The sequence below is a fragment of the Rudaeicoccus suwonensis genome, assembly GCF_007829035.1.
GTDB classification, from domain to species: domain Bacteria; phylum Actinomycetota; class Actinomycetes; order Actinomycetales; family Dermatophilaceae; genus Rudaeicoccus; species Rudaeicoccus suwonensis.
Genome location: NZ_VIVQ01000001.1, coordinates 708,571 through 725,531 on the forward strand (window position 1 = coordinate 708,571; position 16,961 = coordinate 725,531).

16 protein-coding genes are annotated in these 16,961 nt (G+C 67.8%); 10 read left to right on the forward strand and 6 right to left on the reverse strand.

Annotation, left to right across the window (positions count from 1 at the left end; genetic code table 11):
* Positions 1-8: 8 nt before the first annotated feature.
* Genes BKA23_RS03285 through tsaD form a run of 7 tightly spaced genes read left to right on the forward strand, consistent with a single transcriptional unit; the run spans position 9 to position 6,558 of the window.
* Positions 9-1,487, forward strand: coding sequence for a bifunctional ADP-dependent NAD(P)H-hydrate dehydratase/NAD(P)H-hydrate epimerase (locus BKA23_RS03285; protein ID WP_342783588.1), 1,479 nt, complete (start codon positions 9-11; stop codon positions 1,485-1,487).
* 50 nt (positions 1,488-1,537) lie between these two features.
* A complete protein-coding gene (gene alr, locus BKA23_RS03290) occupies positions 1,538-2,698 on the forward strand; it encodes an alanine racemase (RefSeq protein WP_145225443.1) in 1,161 nt (386 codons plus the stop codon).
* Positions 2,695-3,861 carry an alpha/beta fold hydrolase gene (locus BKA23_RS03295; RefSeq protein ID WP_145225445.1) on the forward strand — a complete coding sequence of 389 codons (1,167 nt, stop codon included), beginning with the start codon at positions 2,695-2,697 and terminating at the stop codon, positions 3,859-3,861. Before alr ends, BKA23_RS03295 begins: the two co-directional genes overlap by 4 nt.
* Complete coding sequence (tsaE, locus tag BKA23_RS03300) at positions 3,858-4,340, forward strand: tRNA (adenosine(37)-N6)-threonylcarbamoyltransferase complex ATPase subunit type 1 TsaE (RefSeq protein ID WP_145225447.1); 483 nt, start codon at positions 3,858-3,860, stop codon at positions 4,338-4,340. Before BKA23_RS03295 ends, tsaE begins: the two co-directional genes overlap by 4 nt.
* Before the next feature lie 48 nt (positions 4,341-4,388).
* Positions 4,389-5,057 (forward strand): tRNA (adenosine(37)-N6)-threonylcarbamoyltransferase complex dimerization subunit type 1 TsaB, encoded by a 669-nt coding sequence (gene tsaB, locus BKA23_RS03305; RefSeq protein ID WP_145225449.1) that lies wholly within the window; start codon positions 4,389-4,391, stop codon positions 5,055-5,057.
* Positions 5,054-5,515, forward strand: coding sequence for a ribosomal protein S18-alanine N-acetyltransferase (gene rimI / locus BKA23_RS03310; protein WP_145225451.1), 462 nt, complete (start codon positions 5,054-5,056; stop codon positions 5,513-5,515). The genes tsaB and rimI overlap by 4 nt, the downstream gene beginning before the upstream one ends.
* The gene (gene tsaD / locus BKA23_RS03315) at positions 5,512-6,558 is read left to right on the forward strand and encodes a tRNA (adenosine(37)-N6)-threonylcarbamoyltransferase complex transferase subunit TsaD (RefSeq protein ID WP_145225452.1); all 1,047 of its coding nucleotides are present in this window, start codon (positions 5,512-5,514) and stop codon (positions 6,556-6,558) included. The genes rimI and tsaD overlap by 4 nt, the downstream gene beginning before the upstream one ends.
* A 38-nt stretch (positions 6,559-6,596) precedes the next feature.
* Here the strand turns inward: tsaD and BKA23_RS03320 are convergent, their stop codons facing one another.
* Together BKA23_RS03320 and BKA23_RS03325 are read right to left on the reverse strand one after the other, a co-directional pair.
* Positions 6,597-7,745, reverse strand: a complete 1,149-nt coding sequence (locus tag BKA23_RS03320; RefSeq protein ID WP_145225454.1) for a glycoside hydrolase family 3 N-terminal domain-containing protein — start codon at positions 7,743-7,745, stop codon at positions 6,597-6,599.
* Positions 7,746-7,936: 191 nt separating this feature from the next.
* Positions 7,937-9,160 carry a class I SAM-dependent methyltransferase gene (locus BKA23_RS03325; RefSeq protein ID WP_145225456.1) on the reverse strand — a complete coding sequence of 408 codons (1,224 nt, stop codon included), beginning with the start codon at positions 9,158-9,160 and terminating at the stop codon, positions 7,937-7,939.
* Between the two features lie 111 nt (positions 9,161-9,271).
* Here BKA23_RS03325 and BKA23_RS03330 point away from each other — a divergent pair, with 111 nt between their 5' ends.
* From BKA23_RS03330 to groL, 3 genes are all read left to right on the forward strand, one after another.
* Positions 9,272-10,249: a ribose-phosphate diphosphokinase gene (locus BKA23_RS03330; RefSeq protein ID WP_145225458.1), complete on the forward strand. Its 978-nt coding sequence runs from the start codon at positions 9,272-9,274 to the stop codon at positions 10,247-10,249.
* A 285-nt stretch (positions 10,250-10,534) separates the two neighbouring features.
* Positions 10,535-10,831 (forward strand): co-chaperone GroES, encoded by a 297-nt coding sequence (gene groES, locus BKA23_RS03335; RefSeq protein WP_145225460.1) that lies wholly within the window; start codon positions 10,535-10,537, stop codon positions 10,829-10,831.
* A 122-nt stretch (positions 10,832-10,953) separates the two neighbouring features.
* The gene (gene groL / locus BKA23_RS03340) at positions 10,954-12,564 is read left to right on the forward strand and encodes a chaperonin GroEL (RefSeq protein ID WP_145225462.1); all 1,611 of its coding nucleotides are present in this window, start codon (positions 10,954-10,956) and stop codon (positions 12,562-12,564) included.
* A gap of 101 nt (positions 12,565-12,665) precedes the next feature.
* Here groL and BKA23_RS03345 read toward each other — a convergent pair whose 3' ends face one another.
* The 4 genes from BKA23_RS03345 to BKA23_RS03360 form a co-directional block, all read right to left on the reverse strand.
* Positions 12,666-14,093 (reverse strand): hypothetical protein, encoded by a 1,428-nt coding sequence (locus BKA23_RS03345; protein ID WP_145225465.1) that lies wholly within the window; start codon positions 14,091-14,093, stop codon positions 12,666-12,668.
* A gap of 95 nt (positions 14,094-14,188) precedes the next feature.
* Complete coding sequence (locus BKA23_RS03350; RefSeq protein WP_145225466.1) at positions 14,189-14,965, reverse strand: ABC transporter ATP-binding protein; 777 nt, start codon at positions 14,963-14,965, stop codon at positions 14,189-14,191.
* Complete coding sequence (locus BKA23_RS03355; RefSeq protein ID WP_145225468.1) at positions 14,962-15,579, reverse strand: TetR/AcrR family transcriptional regulator; 618 nt, start codon at positions 15,577-15,579, stop codon at positions 14,962-14,964. Before BKA23_RS03355 ends, BKA23_RS03350 begins: the two co-directional genes overlap by 4 nt.
* Before the next feature lie 95 nt (positions 15,580-15,674).
* Complete coding sequence (locus BKA23_RS03360; RefSeq protein WP_246104427.1) at positions 15,675-16,859, reverse strand: alpha-hydroxy-acid oxidizing protein; 1,185 nt, start codon at positions 16,857-16,859, stop codon at positions 15,675-15,677.
* Positions 16,860-16,961: the final 102 nt, after the last annotated feature.

Here is a 16,961-nt window from a genome sequence, read left to right on the forward strand (position 1 = left end):
CCGAGATGATGCGTGCTTTCGCAGTCGCAGATGTCCGTGCCGCCGAGGAGGCGGTGCGTGCCCAGTTGCCGGAAGGCATGCTGATGACGCGTGCCGCCGAGGGACTGGCGGAGGTCGCGATGGCACGGCTGGGCCGGCACGGGTCTCGCGTTGTCGTGCTTGCCGGGCCGGGAGACAACGGCGGGGACGCGCTGTATGCCGCTGCCGCGCTCGCCGGGGACGATCTCAACGTGCTCGCAGTCCTGACCGGCCCGGCCGAACACCAGGGTGGTCTGGAGGCCGCGACGGGGGCCGGCGTGGTGATCGAGGAATGGCGCGACGGTCCTGCCGGCGATGCGGTCACCGGTGCGTTGGCCGATGCCGATCTGGTGATCGACGGGATCCTGGGGATCGGCGGACGACCGGGTCTGCCGGAACATCTGCGCAACCTGCCCGACCTCATCGGTGGCGACGCCTTCGTGCTCGCTGTCGACCTGCCATCGGGCTGCGACCCGGCCGGGCTGGTGCGATCAGACTCGATCTATGCCGACGAGACGGTCACCTTCTCGCTGGCGAAGCCGGTGCACCTGATGCCGGTCAGCGAGCCCGCCGTCGGGATGCTCACGGTCGTCGACATCGACGTACCCGACCCGGATGCCATTGCTGTGCAACGTTTTTCGCATCAGGATGTCGCATCGTTGTGGCCGGTGCCCGGCCCGGACGATGACAAGTACTCGCGCGGCGTGCTGGGGGTCGTGGCCGGGGGCGAGCACTACACCGGTGCGCCGGTGATGGCGGTGACGGCCGCTGTGACCGTGGGTGTCGGCATGGTGCGTTATGTCGGTCCCGACGCGCCGACCCACCTGTTGCGGCAGCTCGTGCCCGAGGCGGTTTTCGGTGAGGGCCGGGTGCAGGCGTGGGCAATCGGGTCGGGCTTGGTCGTCGACGACGCCAGCAGCGAGCAGCTCCGCGTCGCCGCGGAGGCCATCGCCTCGGACCTGCCGGTCCTGCTGGATGCCGGGGGACTGGATCTGATCGAGGGCCCGCGTCATGCTCCGACTCTGCTGACGCCGCACGCCGGCGAACTGCTGCGGCTGGCCAAGCGACTCGACATACGTGCGCAGGACGGTGCGACGATCGACGAGCGGTTGATGCAACTGCAGCCGACCGTCGTAGCCGGCCTGGTTGCGGACCGCCTCGACGCGACGGTTCTGCTGAAAGGATCGATCACCTCTGTCGTCTCGCCGGGCGCGAGTGAGCTACCGACCTACACCCAGGCGGACGGGCCGACCTGGCTCGCGACGGCCGGAGCCGGTGACGCGCTCGCCGGGATCTGCGGGGCGCTGCTGGCGGGCGGGCTGCCGCCGCAGCTCGCCGGGGCGGTGGGCGCGCTGGTGCACGGCGTCGCCGCCGACCAGGCCAACCCTGGTGGCCCGGTGCGCGCCCTGGACGTCGCGCATCAGGCGGGGCGCGCCGTCGCTCACCTGCTGTCGCTGCCTCAGGAGTGAAGCGGCAGGGGTCGCCGACGCGCGAGCTCGCGGCTGCCAGACTGTCGGATGTGAACGACGAACGACCCGTGCTGCCTGGCGGCGCCCCGGCGCGCCTGTCCATCGACCTCGACGCGATTTCGGCGAACATTGCGACCTTGAACGAGGTCAGTGGCAACGCCCAGGTGCTCGCCGTGGTCAAAGGCGATGCGTACGGCCACGGTCTCGTGCCTGCTGCTTGCGCGGCGCTGCGTGGTGGAGCCAGCTGGCTCGGCACCGCTCAGCTGGCCGAGGCGCTCGCCCTGCGCAATGCGGGAGTCACCGCACCGCTGATCAGCTGGTTGCTGGCTCCCGGCCTGGATTTCGCCGCCGCGATTCGGGCGCGGATCGATCTTGGTGCTCCTGCGGTCTGGACGCTGGATGAGATCGCCGCGGCCGCGCGCGAGGTCGGCGAGACTGCGCGTGTGCAGCTCAAGATCGACACCGGTCTGGCCCGCAACGGCGCGTATGGCGCTGACTGGCCCTTGCTGGTCGAGGCCGCTGCGCGGCATACAGCCGATGGATCGATCACGGTGACAGGTGTTTTCACGCATCTCGCATGCGCCGACGAGCCGGAGAATCCCAGCAATGCGGCGCAGCAGCGGTTGTTCGCCGACGCCGTGCGTGACTGCGAACGTGCCGGATTCGCACTGGAGGTGCGCCACATGGCCAACTCTGCGGCGACTCTGCTGCTACCGGAGGCACACTGGGACCTCGTGCGTCCCGGCATCGCGACCTACGGACTCTCGCCGGCCCCGCACATCGGTGACTCGGCACACTTCCGACTGGTTCCGGCGATGACGATGACCGCGAATGTGACTGTTGCCAAACGGGTTCCGGCAGGTCAGGGTGTGAGTTACGGGCACACCTACGTCACCGCCGACGAAACGACTCTCATCGATGTGCCGTGCGGCTACGCCGACGGGATCCCACGTTCGGCATCCGGGCGTGGCCCGGTGCAGGTCGCGGGACACCGGTTCAGCGTGGCTGGTCGGGTGTGCATGGACCAGTTCGTCGTCGACGTCGGCGATCTGCCGGTGGCAGCCGGTGACGAGGTCGTCATTTTCGGCGACGGGCGCGACGGTGGCCCTACCGCGCAGGACTGGGCCGACGCCGCAGGCACCATCTCCTACGAGATCGTCACCCGGATCGGCAACCGCCTGCCGCGCGCCTACCAGGGTCAGGTGGCATGAGCGAGGGCCGAAAAGGGCTGCTCGGCATCGGCATCGGAGTGACTGCCGCCGTCGTCGCGACCGCCGCGGGATTTGCCACTGATCGCGTGGTGCGTGCCAAGCGCGCCGAGACCGAGGGCGGCATCGACTTCACCGACGTGCCCGACCGCGAGGTTGTGGTCATCGGGGACGACGGGGTGCCGTTGCATGTCGAGATCGACGAACCGGAGAAGGTGCAAAAGACTTCTCCCACAATCGTTTTCACTCACGGTTACACCCAGAACCTGCAGGTGTGGGCCTTGCAGCGGCGAGCGATCCGGGATGCCGGCTATCGCGTCGTGCTGTGGGATCTGCGCGGCCACGGCAAATCCGGCGAGGGTGACGATGCGTCATACACGATTGATCAGCTCGGTCGCGATCTTGCCGCTGTGATCCGGGAGGCCGTGCCGGACGGCTCGGTGGTGCTCGTCGGCCACTCGATGGGCGGTATGACGATGATGGGTCTCGCGGCGCAGGATCCGGCACTGTTGCATGAACGTGTGATCGGCGCAGCATTCGTGTCCACGAGCGCCGGCGGCCTCAGCAGCGTGAACTACGGCTTGGGTCGCCAACTCGGCGGAATCGTGCACCGGCTCGGACCGGCGGCAGTCACCCGGGCGGGCATGCGACAAGAGCTGTTCGACCAGGTGCGCGTCGCCGGCAAGGACATCGAAGCTGCGATGGTGCAACGGTACTCGTTCGGCGGACCGGTGCCGGCGCCGCTGGTGTTCCAGGTCGCCGAGATGATCTTCGCCACCAAGTTGCATGTGATCGGCGCCTACCTGCCAGGCCTCATGGCGCACGACGCGACGGAGGCACTCTCCGAGTTCAACGGCATCGAGACGCTGGTGATCCACGGCACGAAGGATCGCCTGACCCCTTTGCAGCACAGCGAGGCGATCGTCGACAGGATTCCGGGCGCCGAGTACGTGATCGTGACCGGCGCCGGCCACATCCTGCCGTTCGAGCAACCGGATGTGGTGAACAGCGAACTGTTGCAACTGATCTCGCGTGCCCAGCGGTCCATCGAAGCGCGTCGCCCGGTCAGAAGGCGCAAGGTGGTCAAGCAGGTCACCGGTTACCGCCGACGAGCGGGCGTCGGGGATCGTCAGGAGGCCGGTGCCGTGGAAAGCGAGCCGTCATGACCGAACCGGTGCGCCTCGAATCCGTACATTTCGATTCGGTGGAGCAGACACAGGCGTGGGGTGCCCGCCTCGGCGAGAGCCTGCGCGCCGGCGACCTCGTCGTGCTCACCGGTGGGCTGGGTGCCGGCAAGACGACGCTCACGCAGGGCATCGCCGAAGGAATGAGAGTGCGGGGACCGATCACCTCACCGACCTTCGTCATCGCGCGGGTTCATCCCTCGCTCGTCGGTGGTCCGGCGCTGGTTCACGTCGATGCCTATCGCCTGGGCGGTGCCGCCGAACTCGACGACATCGACCTCGATGAGGATCTCGAGGAGGTCGTCACCGTGGTCGAGTGGGGTGCCGGGCTGGCCGAGCAACTCGCCGATGACCACCTTGAGCTGGTGCTCGCCGGTGACGGCGACCGACGCACAATCACGTTGCGGCCCAGCGGAGCCCGCTTCGACGTACTTGTCGACCGACTGACGAACGACGTCTGATTCGCGCACCAGGCAAGGCCGCCGGCACGATGCGACTACCCTTGTCCGGTGCTTCTGCTCGCGCTCGACACCTCGACCTCCGCCGTCACCGTCGCCGTCCACGACGGCGAGCGCGTGCTCGCCGAGCGCACCACCATCGATGCCCGCAGGCATGCTGAAGTGCTTGCACCGTCTATCCGCGACGCCATGGCCGAGGCCGGTCGACGGCCCGCCGATCTGACCGCTGTCGCTGTCGGCGTCGGACCGGGCCCGTTCACCGGATTGCGCGTCGGCATCGCGACCGCCGCGACTCTGGGCCTGGCGCTCGACATACCGACGTATGGCGTCTGCAGCCTCGACGCGATCGCGCACGCTGCAGCGGTGTCACACATCGGACAGTTCGTCGTCGCGACGGATGCCCGCCGCAAAGAGGTCTATTGGGCGCGCTACGTCGCGACCTCCGACGGCGTGCAACGGCTCACCGATCCGGGCGTCTGCCGCCCGCAGGATCTCGCCGAGGAGGTGCGTGCGCTTCCGGCAGCAGGGCGCGGCCCGGCGTTGTATCCCGATGCCTTTATCGAGAGTGTCGAACCTGTTGACGTCAGCGGGATTTCGCTGGCGGATTTTGCGTTGGGCGAGCTCGCAGCAGGTCGACCGCTGTTGCCGTTGCAGCCGTTGTATCTGCGGCAGCCGGATGCCAAGCCGGCCGCTGCGCGCAAGTCGGTGCTACCCCGATGAGCGTCGTGCTCCGACCTGTCGAGTGGCCGGACCTGGCTCGACTCGCGCGCCTCGACGCGATCGCGTTCGCTGATGACGCATGGCCCGAGACCACCTGGTGGGCCGAGCTCGCCGGACGGCCGCGACGGCGCTATTGCGTTGCTGTCGAGGCAGATTCGATCATCGGGTATGCCGGCATCGACTGTGCGGGGGACACCGCCGACGTGATGACGATCGGTGTGTCACCGCAGGCGCAGGGCAAGGGTGTCGGACGCACTCTGCTGCGCTGGATGCTGTGCGAGGCACGGTCTGCGGCGGCGGAGGTCGTGCTGCTCGAGGTGCGCGCGGACAACGGTCGAGCGCGAGATCTATATGAGCGCAACGGTTTTGAGCACATTCAGACGAGGCGACGCTATTACCAGCCCGGTGACGTGGATGCGCTCGTCATGCGGGCGCACCTGACCAAGGAAGCATCATGACCGAGCCGTTGATCCTGGGCATTGAGAGCTCGTGCGACGAAACGGGTGTCGCCTTCGTCCGGGGCACGACCTTGCTGGGCGACGTCGTCGCCAGCAGCGTCGAGGAGCATGTGCGGTTCGGGGGAGTGGTGCCGGAGGTTGCCAGCCGTGCGCACCTGGAGGCGTTGATCCCGACCATCCGGCGCACCTGCGACGAGGTCGGGCACAGCTTGGCGGATGTCGACGCCATTGCGGTCACCTCCGGCCCCGGCCTCGCGGGTGCGTTGATGGTCGGTGTCGCCGGTGCCAAGGCTCTGGCCTGGGCGTTGGACAAGCCGCTCTACGGGGTCAATCACCTGGCGGCGCATGTGTGTGCCGATGTGCTCGACCACGGCCCGCTGCCCGAACCGACGGTGGCCCTCCTGGTGTCCGGTGGTCACACCAACCTGTTACTGGTCAACGATATTGCCTCCGATGTGATCGAACTCGGAGCGAGCATCGACGATGCCGCCGGTGAGGCCTTCGACAAAGTGGCGCGAGTCCTCGGGCTGGCGTATCCGGGTGGGCCGCACATCGAGAAGGCGGCCGCCGACGGCGACCCGAACGCGATCCGCTTTCCCCGCGGCCTCAGCTCACGCAAGGATCTCGAACGGCATCGCTTCGACTACTCGTTCTCGGGTCTGAAGACCGCGGTCGTGCGCTGGGTCGAGGAACGCGAACGTGCCGGCGAGCCAGTGCCGGTGGCAGATGTCGCTGCCAGCTTCAACGAGGCTGTTGCCGACGTGCTCACGCGTAAGGCGCTGGATGCGTGCGAGGAGTATGGCGTTCGGGACCTGCAGATCGGCGGTGGTGTCACCGCCAACAGCCGGTTGCGCGTGATGGCCAAAGAACGCTGCGACGCGGCCGGCATCTCCCTGCGTGTGCCACGGGTGCGACTGTGCACCGACAACGGCGCCATGGTCGCCGCACTAGGCGCACAAATGGTGCAACGTGGGCTGACGCCGAGTTCGCTCGATCTGCCTGCAGATTCGTCGATGCCGGTGTCAGAGGTCAAAGCCCCCTGATCGCCGCTGGAGGGGCCGCACGAGGCGCGCGGCGACGGCTATGAGCAGGAGAGCAGACCGAGCGACGCTTTGAGGGTCAGCACCCTGCGCTCGGACGCAGCGACGGCGCCGGCGAATGCCGGGTCCTGCGAGACCTTTTGGGTGACTGCCGCAATCATCGTCGGCGCGTCGCTCGCCTTGCCGATCAACACGAGGTCACCTCCGGCGCCGATGAATCGCGTTGCACGCTGCCCGGCTGGGACGTCGGCGACCGCGACGGCCCCCATGTCGTCGGTGACGACGACCCCGTGCCAGCCGAGCCGGCCACGCAGCAGACCGTCGACGATGGCAGGGGAGAAGACGGCCGGATTGTTCGGATCGAGTTTTGGGTAGTCCGCCGAAGACATCATCACCATCGATGCGCCTGCCTTGATGCCATCCGAAAAAGCTTGCAAATAAGGGTCGTTCGCGGTCATCTGCGTGTCAGTGATGCCGACCGACGTCACATCGGTGTTGCCGGAGATCCGCCCCAAGCCCGGGAAGTGCTTGAGCGTCGACCCGACACCGGCGGCGGTCAGGCCGCGCACCACGCTCTGCACCGCGCTGCCCACCGCCTGCGGCTGATTGGCGTACTCCCGGCCGAAACGTCCGATCGGACCGTTCGCCAGCCCGATCGATGCGGGCACCGTGTCGGCGACCGGCGCGAGATCGACATTGACACCGGCTTGTTTGAGTTGACCGCCGAAATTGCGTGCGTATGCCGTGAGTTGCGCCGAAGTCATCCGTCCCTGGTCGATCGCCGGCAACAGCGTGGTGAAGCCGGAGCCACGCAGTTCTTGCACCGCTCCGCCTTCCTGGTCGGTGGCGATGACGAGACGCACGCCGCCGGTTGCCGCAGAACTCACCTGCGACTGAAGACCTTCAGACACCTGCTGCACGGTAGTCATTCCCGACCAGTCGCCGAGATAGATCACATTGCCCACGTGATCCTGCCGGATCAGCCGCTCGACGGTGGCGGGGCCGTACTGGCTCTTCACGCCGACCATGAACAACTGGCCGATGCGCTGAGCCGGGGTCATGCGCGCCAAAGTCGAGGATGCGCACGCGGCGACATCCTGACGCGGCGGCATCGCGCTCGCGGAGGACGTCGCGCTCGCTGCTTCGGAGGACGCGCTCGCTGCGGACGACGACGCGGAAGAGGGCGTCATACGTGAACTGGATGCAGCGCTCGAGCCACCCGCGCCACAACCCGCCAAAGGTGCGCTGAGCAGAGCGCAGACCGCGAGGGCTCGAACCTTTGGTGACGTGGACACCCGCTCCACGGTAGGCGACGCACGCACGATGCCCAACTGGCGCAACTGACGATTTCAGCTGTGGCGGAGGCTGCCCGATCGGTGGGTCAGAGTGCTGCGGACAGCATCAGCACGACCTGTGCACCGCCGACACGGGTGAGCAGGATGGTCGCCTCGGAGTTGCCGGACAGTCGCATCTGGCGACGCAACTGATCGCTGTCGATGCTCACCCCACGCTTTTTGATGGTCAGCCGACCGACGCGGTGGTCGCGCAACCAGGCGCGAAGCGCCTTGTTGTTCAACGGCATCGCGTCGATGACCGAGTACTTCTTGGCCCACGGCACGAGCACGTCCCGCGGGGAGGTGACGTACCCCAGTCCCGCGCCGAGCTCGACGCCGTCGACGCGCCGCACCAGCGCGCCGGTGAGCCCGGCACGGATGACGGCGCGATCGGCCTCGTAGAGATACCCGTGCAGCCGGTCGAGGCGTGCACCGTCGGTGCTGGCACCCGCGGCGTCCTGCTCGTGCACCTCGTAGGCGAACCGGCCGGTCACCACGACGGCGCACCGCCCCGGCTGCCAGGCGAGCTCGCCCCACCACACGACGCACTCCACGACCTCGCCGCCGAACGAGGTCCACTGTGCCTGGCTGCCCGGCGGCACCGCGGAGTGGGCGAATGACGGCGACAGCTTCGCCCCGACCGCGGGAACGGTCTCGGCGACCGATCGGACGAAATCCCACGACGGCGACAACTCATCGAGCCGGAAGGTGCGGCGAGTGCGACCGGTGATGTCCGCGACTCCGGGGATGCGTCTGGCCGGGTCCAGCCAGACCCCGACATCTCGTGGCTGTGACGGCGGCAGTTGGACGGTCTCGGCGCGCTGGTGGATGACGCGAGCGTGCTCCCACTGCTTGAGATTGACCGCCGCGATCATCGCCGTCAGCTCGTCGGAATCTGCTGCCATCACCCGCAATCCGGCCGACGCAAGGGCGCGGGCGTCGGAGCCGATGCCGCAGCCCAGGTCGAAGACGGACTGTATGCCGGAGTCGCGGAAGCGCGCCGCATGAGGTGCGGCGACCTCCGAGCGGGTGGCCTGCTCGAGACCATCGGCGGTGAACAGCATCTCGGCCGCGGCCTCACCGAACTTGCCGACGGCTCGGGCCCGTAGTCGGGACTGGGTCAGGGCGGCGGCGACCAGGTCGGCGTCGAAACCCGCATCGCGCAGGCGGGCGCCCAGTGCGAGAGCCGCCGTCTCGTCATATGTCGGCAGGGACTGCATGAGTCCCCATCCCTCACCCGAGGTGAGTCGGGCGAGAAGGGCGGGGTCCATGGGTCGACAGTCTGTCGCATCGGCGGGCGGTGGCGTGCGGGAGTCGCGCGGACCGATGACGGTAGGGTCGGAACTCCCAGCAGATCGCTCCCGTCCTCAGGAGTCACCGCCGTGCGCGACATCGTGGTTTTCACCGGCAGCGCCCACCCCGACCTCGCGCGACGCATCTGTGGCGGGCTCGGTGTGCCGCTGTCGGGCGTCGACATCCGCCGGTTCAGCAACGACTGCCTGCAGGCTCAGCTGCTGGCCAACTGCCGGCAGCGTGACGTCTTCATCGTCCAGCCGCTCGTGCCGCCCACGCAGGAGCATCTGATGGAGCTGTTGCTGATGATCGACGCCGCACGGGGTGCCTCCGCGGCCCAGATCACGGCGGTGATTCCCTATTTCGCCTACGCTCGATCGGACAAGAAGGACGCCTCGCGCATCTCCATCGGCGGCAAGTTGGTTGCCGATCTGCTCGCCACCGCCGGCGCCCAGCGAGTCATCACCATGGCGCTGCACGCGCCGCAGGTGCACGGCTTCTTCGGTATGCCGGTGGACCATCTCACCGCGATCGGCGTGCTCGCCGACCACTTCCGGGAGCAGGATCTGACATCCGCCGTGGTCGTCTCGCCCGACTTCGGAAACGCAAAGACCGCAACGCAGTTCGCTCGACTGCTCGGTCTGCCCGTGGCCGCCGGATCCAAGAAGCGCATCTCCGACGACACGGTCGTGATCGACACGATCGTCGGTGACGTCGCCGGTCGCCGAGCCATCGTGCTGGATGACGAGATCGCCACGGGAGGCTCGGTGATCGAGTTGCTGGATCGGTTGGGGGAGGCAGGGTGCACCGGTGCGGCCGTCGCCTGTACGCACGGGCTGTTTGCCGGGCGAGCCGTCGAGCGGTTGTCCGCCCACCCGATGCTCACCGAGATCGTCACCACCGACACCGTGCCGCCGGCCGGCTGGCCCGAGCTGAAAGTGCGCTCGATCGCCAGCCTGTTCGCGCAGGCGATCGCCAGGATCCACGCGGGCGAATCCGTCAGCAGCCTGTTCGACGGCGTCGACCCGACGCACGCGCCGCCGCAAGCGCATCTGCCGCTGGGCTGACCTGACACAGCGCGGCGTTTCGGTGCCGTTGAAGCGACACCGTGCCACAGGATCGGCGCCCGTCATACGTACGTGGCGATCGGTTGGCGAATGTTGGCACTCGAGTTGCAAGAGTGCTAACGACGTCATAGATTCAGTCCTGGCACTCTTCCTGGGACAGTGCCAGCCAGACAGTGTGGTCCGACCCCCGCGACGGCGGCTCACACGAACACATCCGGCAGCACTGCACCAGGGTTCGCATCCGCGGCCTGCGTCACGCAGGCCCTAGCAAAGGAAGGTCCCACCGTGTCGGTGAACATCAAGCCGCTCGAAGACCGCATCGTCGTCAAGTCCGTCGAGGCCGAGCAGACCACCGCTTCCGGTCTGGTCATCCCGGACACCGCGAAGGAAAAGCCGCAGGAGGGCGAGGTTCTCGCCATCGGTCCCGGTCGCATCGACGACAAGGGCAACCGCGTTCCGCTCGACGTCGCTGTCGGTGACAAGGTCATCTACTCCAAGTACGGCGGCACCGAGGTCAAGTACGCCGGCGAGGAGCTGCTCATCCTCTCGGCTCGCGACGTGCTCGCAGTCGTCACCAAGTAACACGACTCCATTTCGTATGACGCGCCTCGGCTCGCGCGCCAGCTTTGCTGCTGAATCACAGGCAGTGGCGGGCCGCCGGCCGAGGCGTTCGTCATACCCCCTGAACTAGCGAAAGGCCACTCATGGCAAAGGAACTGGAGTTCAGCGACTCCGCCCGCAAGTCCCTGGAACGTGGCGTCGACGCGCTCGCGAACGCGGTCAAGGTGACGCTCGGCCCCAAGGGCCGCAACGTCGTGATCGACAAGAAGTGGGGCGCCCCGACCATCACGAACGACGGTGTCACCATCGCCCGTGAGGTCGAGCTCGACGACCCGTACGAAAACCTCGGCGCTCAGCTGGCCAAGGAAGTCGCCACCAAGACCAACGACATCGCCGGTGACGGCACCACCACCGCCACCGTGCTGGCCCAGGCGATGGTCCGCGAGGGCCTGCGCAATGTCGCCGCCGGTGCCGGTCCCGCCGCCCTGAAGCGCGGCATCGACCACGCCGTGACGTCGATCAACGACCGCCTGCTGGCCAACGCCCGCGAGGTCGACGGCAAGGACGAAATCGCTCAGGTCGCAGCGCTTTCCGCGCAGGACGCCACCATCGGCGGTCTGATCGCCGAGGCGTTCGACAAGGTCGGCAAGGACGGCGTCATCACCGTCGAGGAGTCCTCCACCGCCGAGACGGTGCTCGACTTCACCGAGGGCATGCAGTTCGACAAGGGGTACATCAGCCCCTACTTCGTGACCGACCCCGAGCGGATGGAAGCCGTCCTCGAGGATGCCTACATCCTGATCAACCAGGGGAAGATCTCCGCCGTCGCCGACGTGTTGCCGGTGCTGGAGAAGGTCGTGCAGTCCGGCAAGCCTCTGCTGATCATCGCCGAGGACATCGACGGCGAAGCGCTGTCGACGCTGGTGGTCAACAAGATTCGTGGCACGTTCAACGTGTGCGCGGTCAAGGCGCCGGGCTTCGGTGACCGCCGCAAGGCCATGCTGCAGGACATCGCGATCCTGACCGGTGGCCAGGTCATCAGCGAAGAGGTCGGCCTCAAGCTCGACCAGGCAGACCTCGAACTCCTCGGTCAGGCGCGTCGCATCGTCGTCACCAAGGACAACACCACCGTCATCGACGGTCAGGGCGAGTCCAGCGACGTCGACGGTCGTGTGAAGGAGCTCAAGTCCGAGATCGAGCGCTCCGACTCCGACTGGGATCGCGAGAAGCTGCAGGAGCGTCTGGCCAAGCTGGCCGGTGGCGTCTGCGTCATCAAGGTCGGCGCTCACACCGAGGTGGAGCTGAAGGAGAAGAAGCACCGCATCGAGGACGCGATCTCCGCGACGCGCGCTGCGATCGAGGAGGGCATCGTCGCCGGTGGTGGCTCTGCTCTGGTGCACGCTTCGGCGGCCCTCAGCGAACTGTCGCTCGAAGGTGACGAGGCCACCGGTGCAGCGCTCATCGGCAAGGCCGTCGTCGAGCCGCTGCGCTGGATCGCCGAGAACGCCGGTCTCGAGGGCTATGTCGCCGTCGCCAACGTCAAGGACCTGCCGGTCGGCCAGGGCCTCAACGCAGCGACCGGTGAGTATGGCGACCTGATCAAGGCCGGCGTCATCGACCCGGTCAAGGTCACCCGCTCCGCGCTGCGCAACGCCGCATCAATCGCGTCGATGGTGCTCACCACCGACACGCTCGTCGTGGACAAGAAGGAAGAGGAAGAGCCGGCCGCTGCCGGTCACGGTCACGGTCACTGATCGACGCCGAACCTCAGCACGAGGACGAGCCCCGTCATACACCACCGGTGTATGACGGGGCTCGTTCGTGTTGGGCGCGACGACCGCGCCCGTGGCGGTGGTCAGGCAGCCGAGCGCTCGGCCGCGGCCGAGAGAGCCTCGATGATCGCCACACCCTGCCGGCGGAGCCGTCGTACGGCGGCGCTGCCAAGGGCGCCTGCGGCGAGTGCCCCCGTTGCCACGCTGAGAGGCATCGCCGCCCACAGGAGGGCTCGGGAGTGGGCAACGGTGCCGGCCACGAGGAGTGCGACCGTCGGAGCGGCTGTCAGCAACTCCAGCAGGATCGCCGCATAGACCTTGACCGGCCACGTGGGGGGCGGTCCGCCGTTGGCGTCAAGAGGGAGGACGGCGATCGTGGAGGCCAGTGGGATCAGTCCGGTGGCGCCGCCGAGCACGGCGATCAGACCCGCGATGGCCCACGGCCAGGCCCAGGTCTGGCCACTGGCAGCAGTGAGAGCGATGGTCGTGACTGCGGCATACGGGCCGGTGATGAGAAGAAACGCCCATTGACGGCCGCGCACATCGGCGCGCTCCGCGCCGGCCAGTACGGTCAGCCGCAGCGCCAGACCGTCCGAACCGTAGAGATTGCAACCACCAGCGCCTGCGATCACCACCGACAGGATGCCGCCGAAGGGCAGCAGGAATGGTGTGCCGTGCGTCAGGTCCGGCACGACGCACGTGCCCGCTCCGACGATCGCCGCAATGACGAGGAATGTCAGGCGGAGGGGGTCCCGGACCCACATGCGCACCTCCTTGCCGACAACGGCTCCCACCGGGGTCGCGGGCAGCAGCCGAGGGCGCGAGCGACGTCGCCTCGTCAAAGCCGCTCCTGTCCCTTCGAGACGACGAGTGAGGACTACCGGCCAGATCGCGACGACGATGGCGGTCAGCAGTGCCAGCGCAACCAACGGAAGAATCGAGTCGATCGCGGAGTGGCGTCGCGCGCCGGTGACCGCATCCGCCGCCCAGCCTGTCGGCAGGATCTTGAGCACATACGTGACCACGGGAATCCGGCCTGCGATCAACGACGTCGTCAGCCCCGGTAGCAGGGTCGCGGCCACGGACACCAGGCTGATCGCGGTGGCAACTGCCACTGTCCCCAGAGCCCGACGCTGCTGCGAGGGCGGCGGCAGGAGCGCCTCGACCACCGGCACCGAACACCCCGTCAGCAGCAAGGTGATGGCGCCGCCGACCGCACCGGTGGCTGCTGCCAGCATGCTGTCGTGCGCACCGAGTGCGACGAGCGAGCCGAATGCAACAGCCATGAAGACGAGTGACGGATCGACGAGGGCGGACACCAGCAGCGCTCTCGCCAGGTGGCGGCGCGGTATCGGCAGGTATCGCAGGAGGCCGAGTTGTATGCCGGAGCCACCGCTGAACGCTGCGTACGACAGTCGACCGCCGACCCACAGCATCAACACCATCGAGACCGCTGCGGCACCGGCTGACGGTGTCGGGTACGTGGCGCCTCCGACCAGGAGGCTGCTCACTGCAGACGCCGCGCCGATCGTTGTCATCACGATCGTCGACATCACGGCGAAGCGCGATGTCCGGCGGTTCCGCGCCATGGTGCCGCGCATGTGGATCAGGAGGCGAACCATGACAATTCGGCCCGTTCAGGTGAATATCCGACGAGTCGGGCGAATGCTTCGTCCAGGGACTGCCCACCGCGCACGTCGTAGATCGGACCTGCCGCCAGAAGCTCTCCACCGGCCAGCACCGCGACGTGATCGCAGATCTGCTCGACGATGGCCATGACGTGGCTGGACAGGACGATCGTGCCGCACGAGCGGATGAAACCACCCAGGATCGACCGGATCGTGGCAGCCGAGACGGGATCGACCGCTTCGAAGGGTTCGTCGAGCACCAGCACCTCAGGCCCGTGCAGCAGGGCCGCGGCCAGGGCGATCTTCTTGCGCATGCCCGTCGAGTAGTCGGCGACAAGGCGATGGCCGGCGTCGGTCATGTCGAGCACGTCCAGCAGTTCGGTGCAGCGCTCCCGAACGACCTCGCCGTCGAGACCGCGAAGCAGGCCGAGGTAGGTCAGCAGCTCGCAGCCGGTCAGCCGGAGCGGCAGGGAGTCCGCATCGAGCAGCACCCCAAGACGGGCCTTCGCGGCGACCGGCTCGCGCCATACGTCGGCGCCGAGCACTTCGGCCGTTCCGCGATCCGGCCGCAACAGCCCGACGGCCATGGCGAGCGTGGTGGTCTTGCCGGCGCCGTTGGGCCCGACCAGGCCGTAGAACGAGCCCCGCGGGACGGTGAGATCGATGCCGTCGACGGCGGTCGTGTCCCCGAATCGCTTGTGCAGACCGCGAATTCGTAAACCCGCTGCGGTGGACGAGTCCTGATACCCGGTCACAGCCCGAGCGTCCGATCCCACAGTTCGGCCAGGTCGGCCCCGAATGCGACGACATCGAAGTCGTGATCGAGGCGGATTCCCGTGGACGCCGCGTCGATGGCCGCCCTCAATGAGATGGCCGCTGTGCGTGCCGGGATCGCCACGAACTCGCCCGCGGCGATGCCGGCGTCGAGGAGTGCGGCGAGCGCCGCGATGGCGTCTTCATGCGATGTCCGGAAGATCTGGTCCACGCCCGGCGTCGCACGGGCGTTCGCCAGCACCTCGGTCAACGCGGCGATGTCGCGCGGGTGATCGTGCAGGAACTCGACGTTGGAACGGATGTACGCGTGCACGGCGTCGGCGTACGACTCGGCCGACTCGATCCGGGGAGTCATCCACTCCGTCGCGCGGCGGAGCACCGTCCTGACGACCTCGGACAGCAGGTCGTCCTTGCCCGCGAAGTGGTAGGAGATCACCCCTTTGCTGATGCCCACCCGGTCGGCGACGGCAGCGAGCGAGGCGGCGGCGAAGCCTGTCTCGGCCAGCACGGCGATCGCTGCGTCGACGATTTGGGCTCGTCGGACTTGTCCGGTGAGGGAGTCGGAGGACACGCCCCATGCGCGTGTTGGCTGCATGGTCAAAAATTAGCACGCGTGGTCAAATTTCGACGCCGGCGGGAGCGCCGGTCGCTCGGGTCTGCGACGCTGCTGCCGGGCTGGATTTCCCTGGATCAGGCGCGGAAAGCGTTGCGGTGCAAGGCTTCCGGGCTGAGGTCGGCGATGCTCGGGTAGCCGTCGATGGCCATGGTCAGGTCGGTCTCGGCCAGCAGCGACCGCAGGACGTGCACGATGCCGTCCTCGCCACCGAGGGCGAGTCCGTAGGCATAGGGGCGCCCGATGCCGACCGCGGTGGCTCCCAGCGCGAGGGCCTTGACGACGTCGGCTCCGGAGCGGACGCCGGAGTCGAAGAGCACCGGCATACCGTCCGCAGCCTCGACGACACCTGGCAGCGCGTCGAGCGCAGTCATACCGCCGTTCACCTGCCGACCGCCGTGGGTGGAGCAGTACACCCCGTCGACGCCGAGGTCGCGCGCCCGGCGCACGTCCTCCGGATGGCAGACGCCTTTCAGCAGCAGGGGCAGCGAGGTCAGCGAGCGCAGCCAGGGCAGGTCGTCCCACGACAGCGGGTTGCCGAAGATCGTCGCCCACTGAAGCGTCGCCGCGGGCATGTCCTCCTCCGGTGGTTTGGCCAGTGACGCGCGGAAGACCGGGTCGCTGGTGTAGTTCGCCAGGGCGTTGCCGCGTAGTTGCGGAAAGTTCGCGACAGACAGGTCGCGCGGCCGCCAGCCGAGCATCCAGGTGTCGAGGGTGACGACGATGCCGCGATAGCCGGCAGTCTCGGCGCGCTGCACCAGGCTCGCTGCCAGATCACGGTCGCGGGGCGTGTAGAGCTGGAAGAGCCCGGGAGTGTCGCCGAGATCAGCAGCGACAGCTTCCAAGGGGTCGTTCATCAGGGTGGAGGCCACCATCGGCACGCCTGTCCTGGCTGCGGCACGCGCCGTCGCCAGGTCACCGTGGCCGTCCTGCGCGCACAGCCCGATGACACCGATGGGGGCAAGAAAAAGGGGAGAGGGGAGCGTCATACCGAACAAGTCGACGCTCAGGGCACGGGAGCCGGTGGCACGCAGCATGCGGGGGATCAGGCCCCACTGACCGAAGGCCGCGGCATTGGCTCGCTGGGTGAACTCGTCGCCGGCGCCACCCGCGACATACGACAGCAGGGCCGGCGACATCGCGGCTGACGCGCGGGCCTCGAGATCGGCATAGGTCATCGGCAGGTCGGGAACGACGCCGTTCAGGCCGTTCAGGTAGATCTCCAGGCTGTAATCGCCGTAACCGCTCATCGCTGCTCCCATGTCGCAAATGTGGCTTCGCACAATACGGCGGCGCCGTTGAGATTGACGGCCTCGGGAGGGCACCGCGTAGGCTGGGGGAACGCCTTCAGCGGCGATACACGG

Coding starts and splice junctions, on each gene's coding strand:
- BKA23_RS03295 (WP_145225445.1), top strand. CDS start 2,695: ATGAGCGAGGGCCGAAAAGGGCTGCTCGGCATCGGCATCGGAGTGACT.
- BKA23_RS03325 (WP_145225456.1), bottom strand. CDS start 9,160: ATGGACCCCGCCCTTCTCGCCCGACTCACCTCGGGTGAGGGATGGGGA.
- BKA23_RS03355 (WP_145225468.1), bottom strand. CDS start 15,579: ATGCAGCCAACACGCGCATGGGGCGTGTCCTCCGACTCCCTCACCGGA.
- BKA23_RS03285 (WP_342783588.1), top strand. CDS start 9: ATGCGTGCTTTCGCAGTCGCAGATGTCCGTGCCGCCGAGGAGGCGGTG.
- BKA23_RS03360 (WP_246104427.1), bottom strand. CDS start 16,859: ATGGGAGCAGCGATGAGCGGTTACGGCGATTACAGCCTGGAGATCTAC.
- tsaE (WP_145225447.1), top strand. CDS start 3,858: ATGACCGAACCGGTGCGCCTCGAATCCGTACATTTCGATTCGGTGGAG.
- groL (WP_145225462.1), top strand. CDS start 10,954: ATGGCAAAGGAACTGGAGTTCAGCGACTCCGCCCGCAAGTCCCTGGAA.
- BKA23_RS03320 (WP_145225454.1), bottom strand. CDS start 7,745: ATGACGCCCTCTTCCGCGTCGTCGTCCGCAGCGAGCGCGTCCTCCGAA.
- tsaD (WP_145225452.1), top strand. CDS start 5,512: ATGACCGAGCCGTTGATCCTGGGCATTGAGAGCTCGTGCGACGAAACG.
- rimI (WP_145225451.1), top strand. CDS start 5,054: ATGAGCGTCGTGCTCCGACCTGTCGAGTGGCCGGACCTGGCTCGACTC.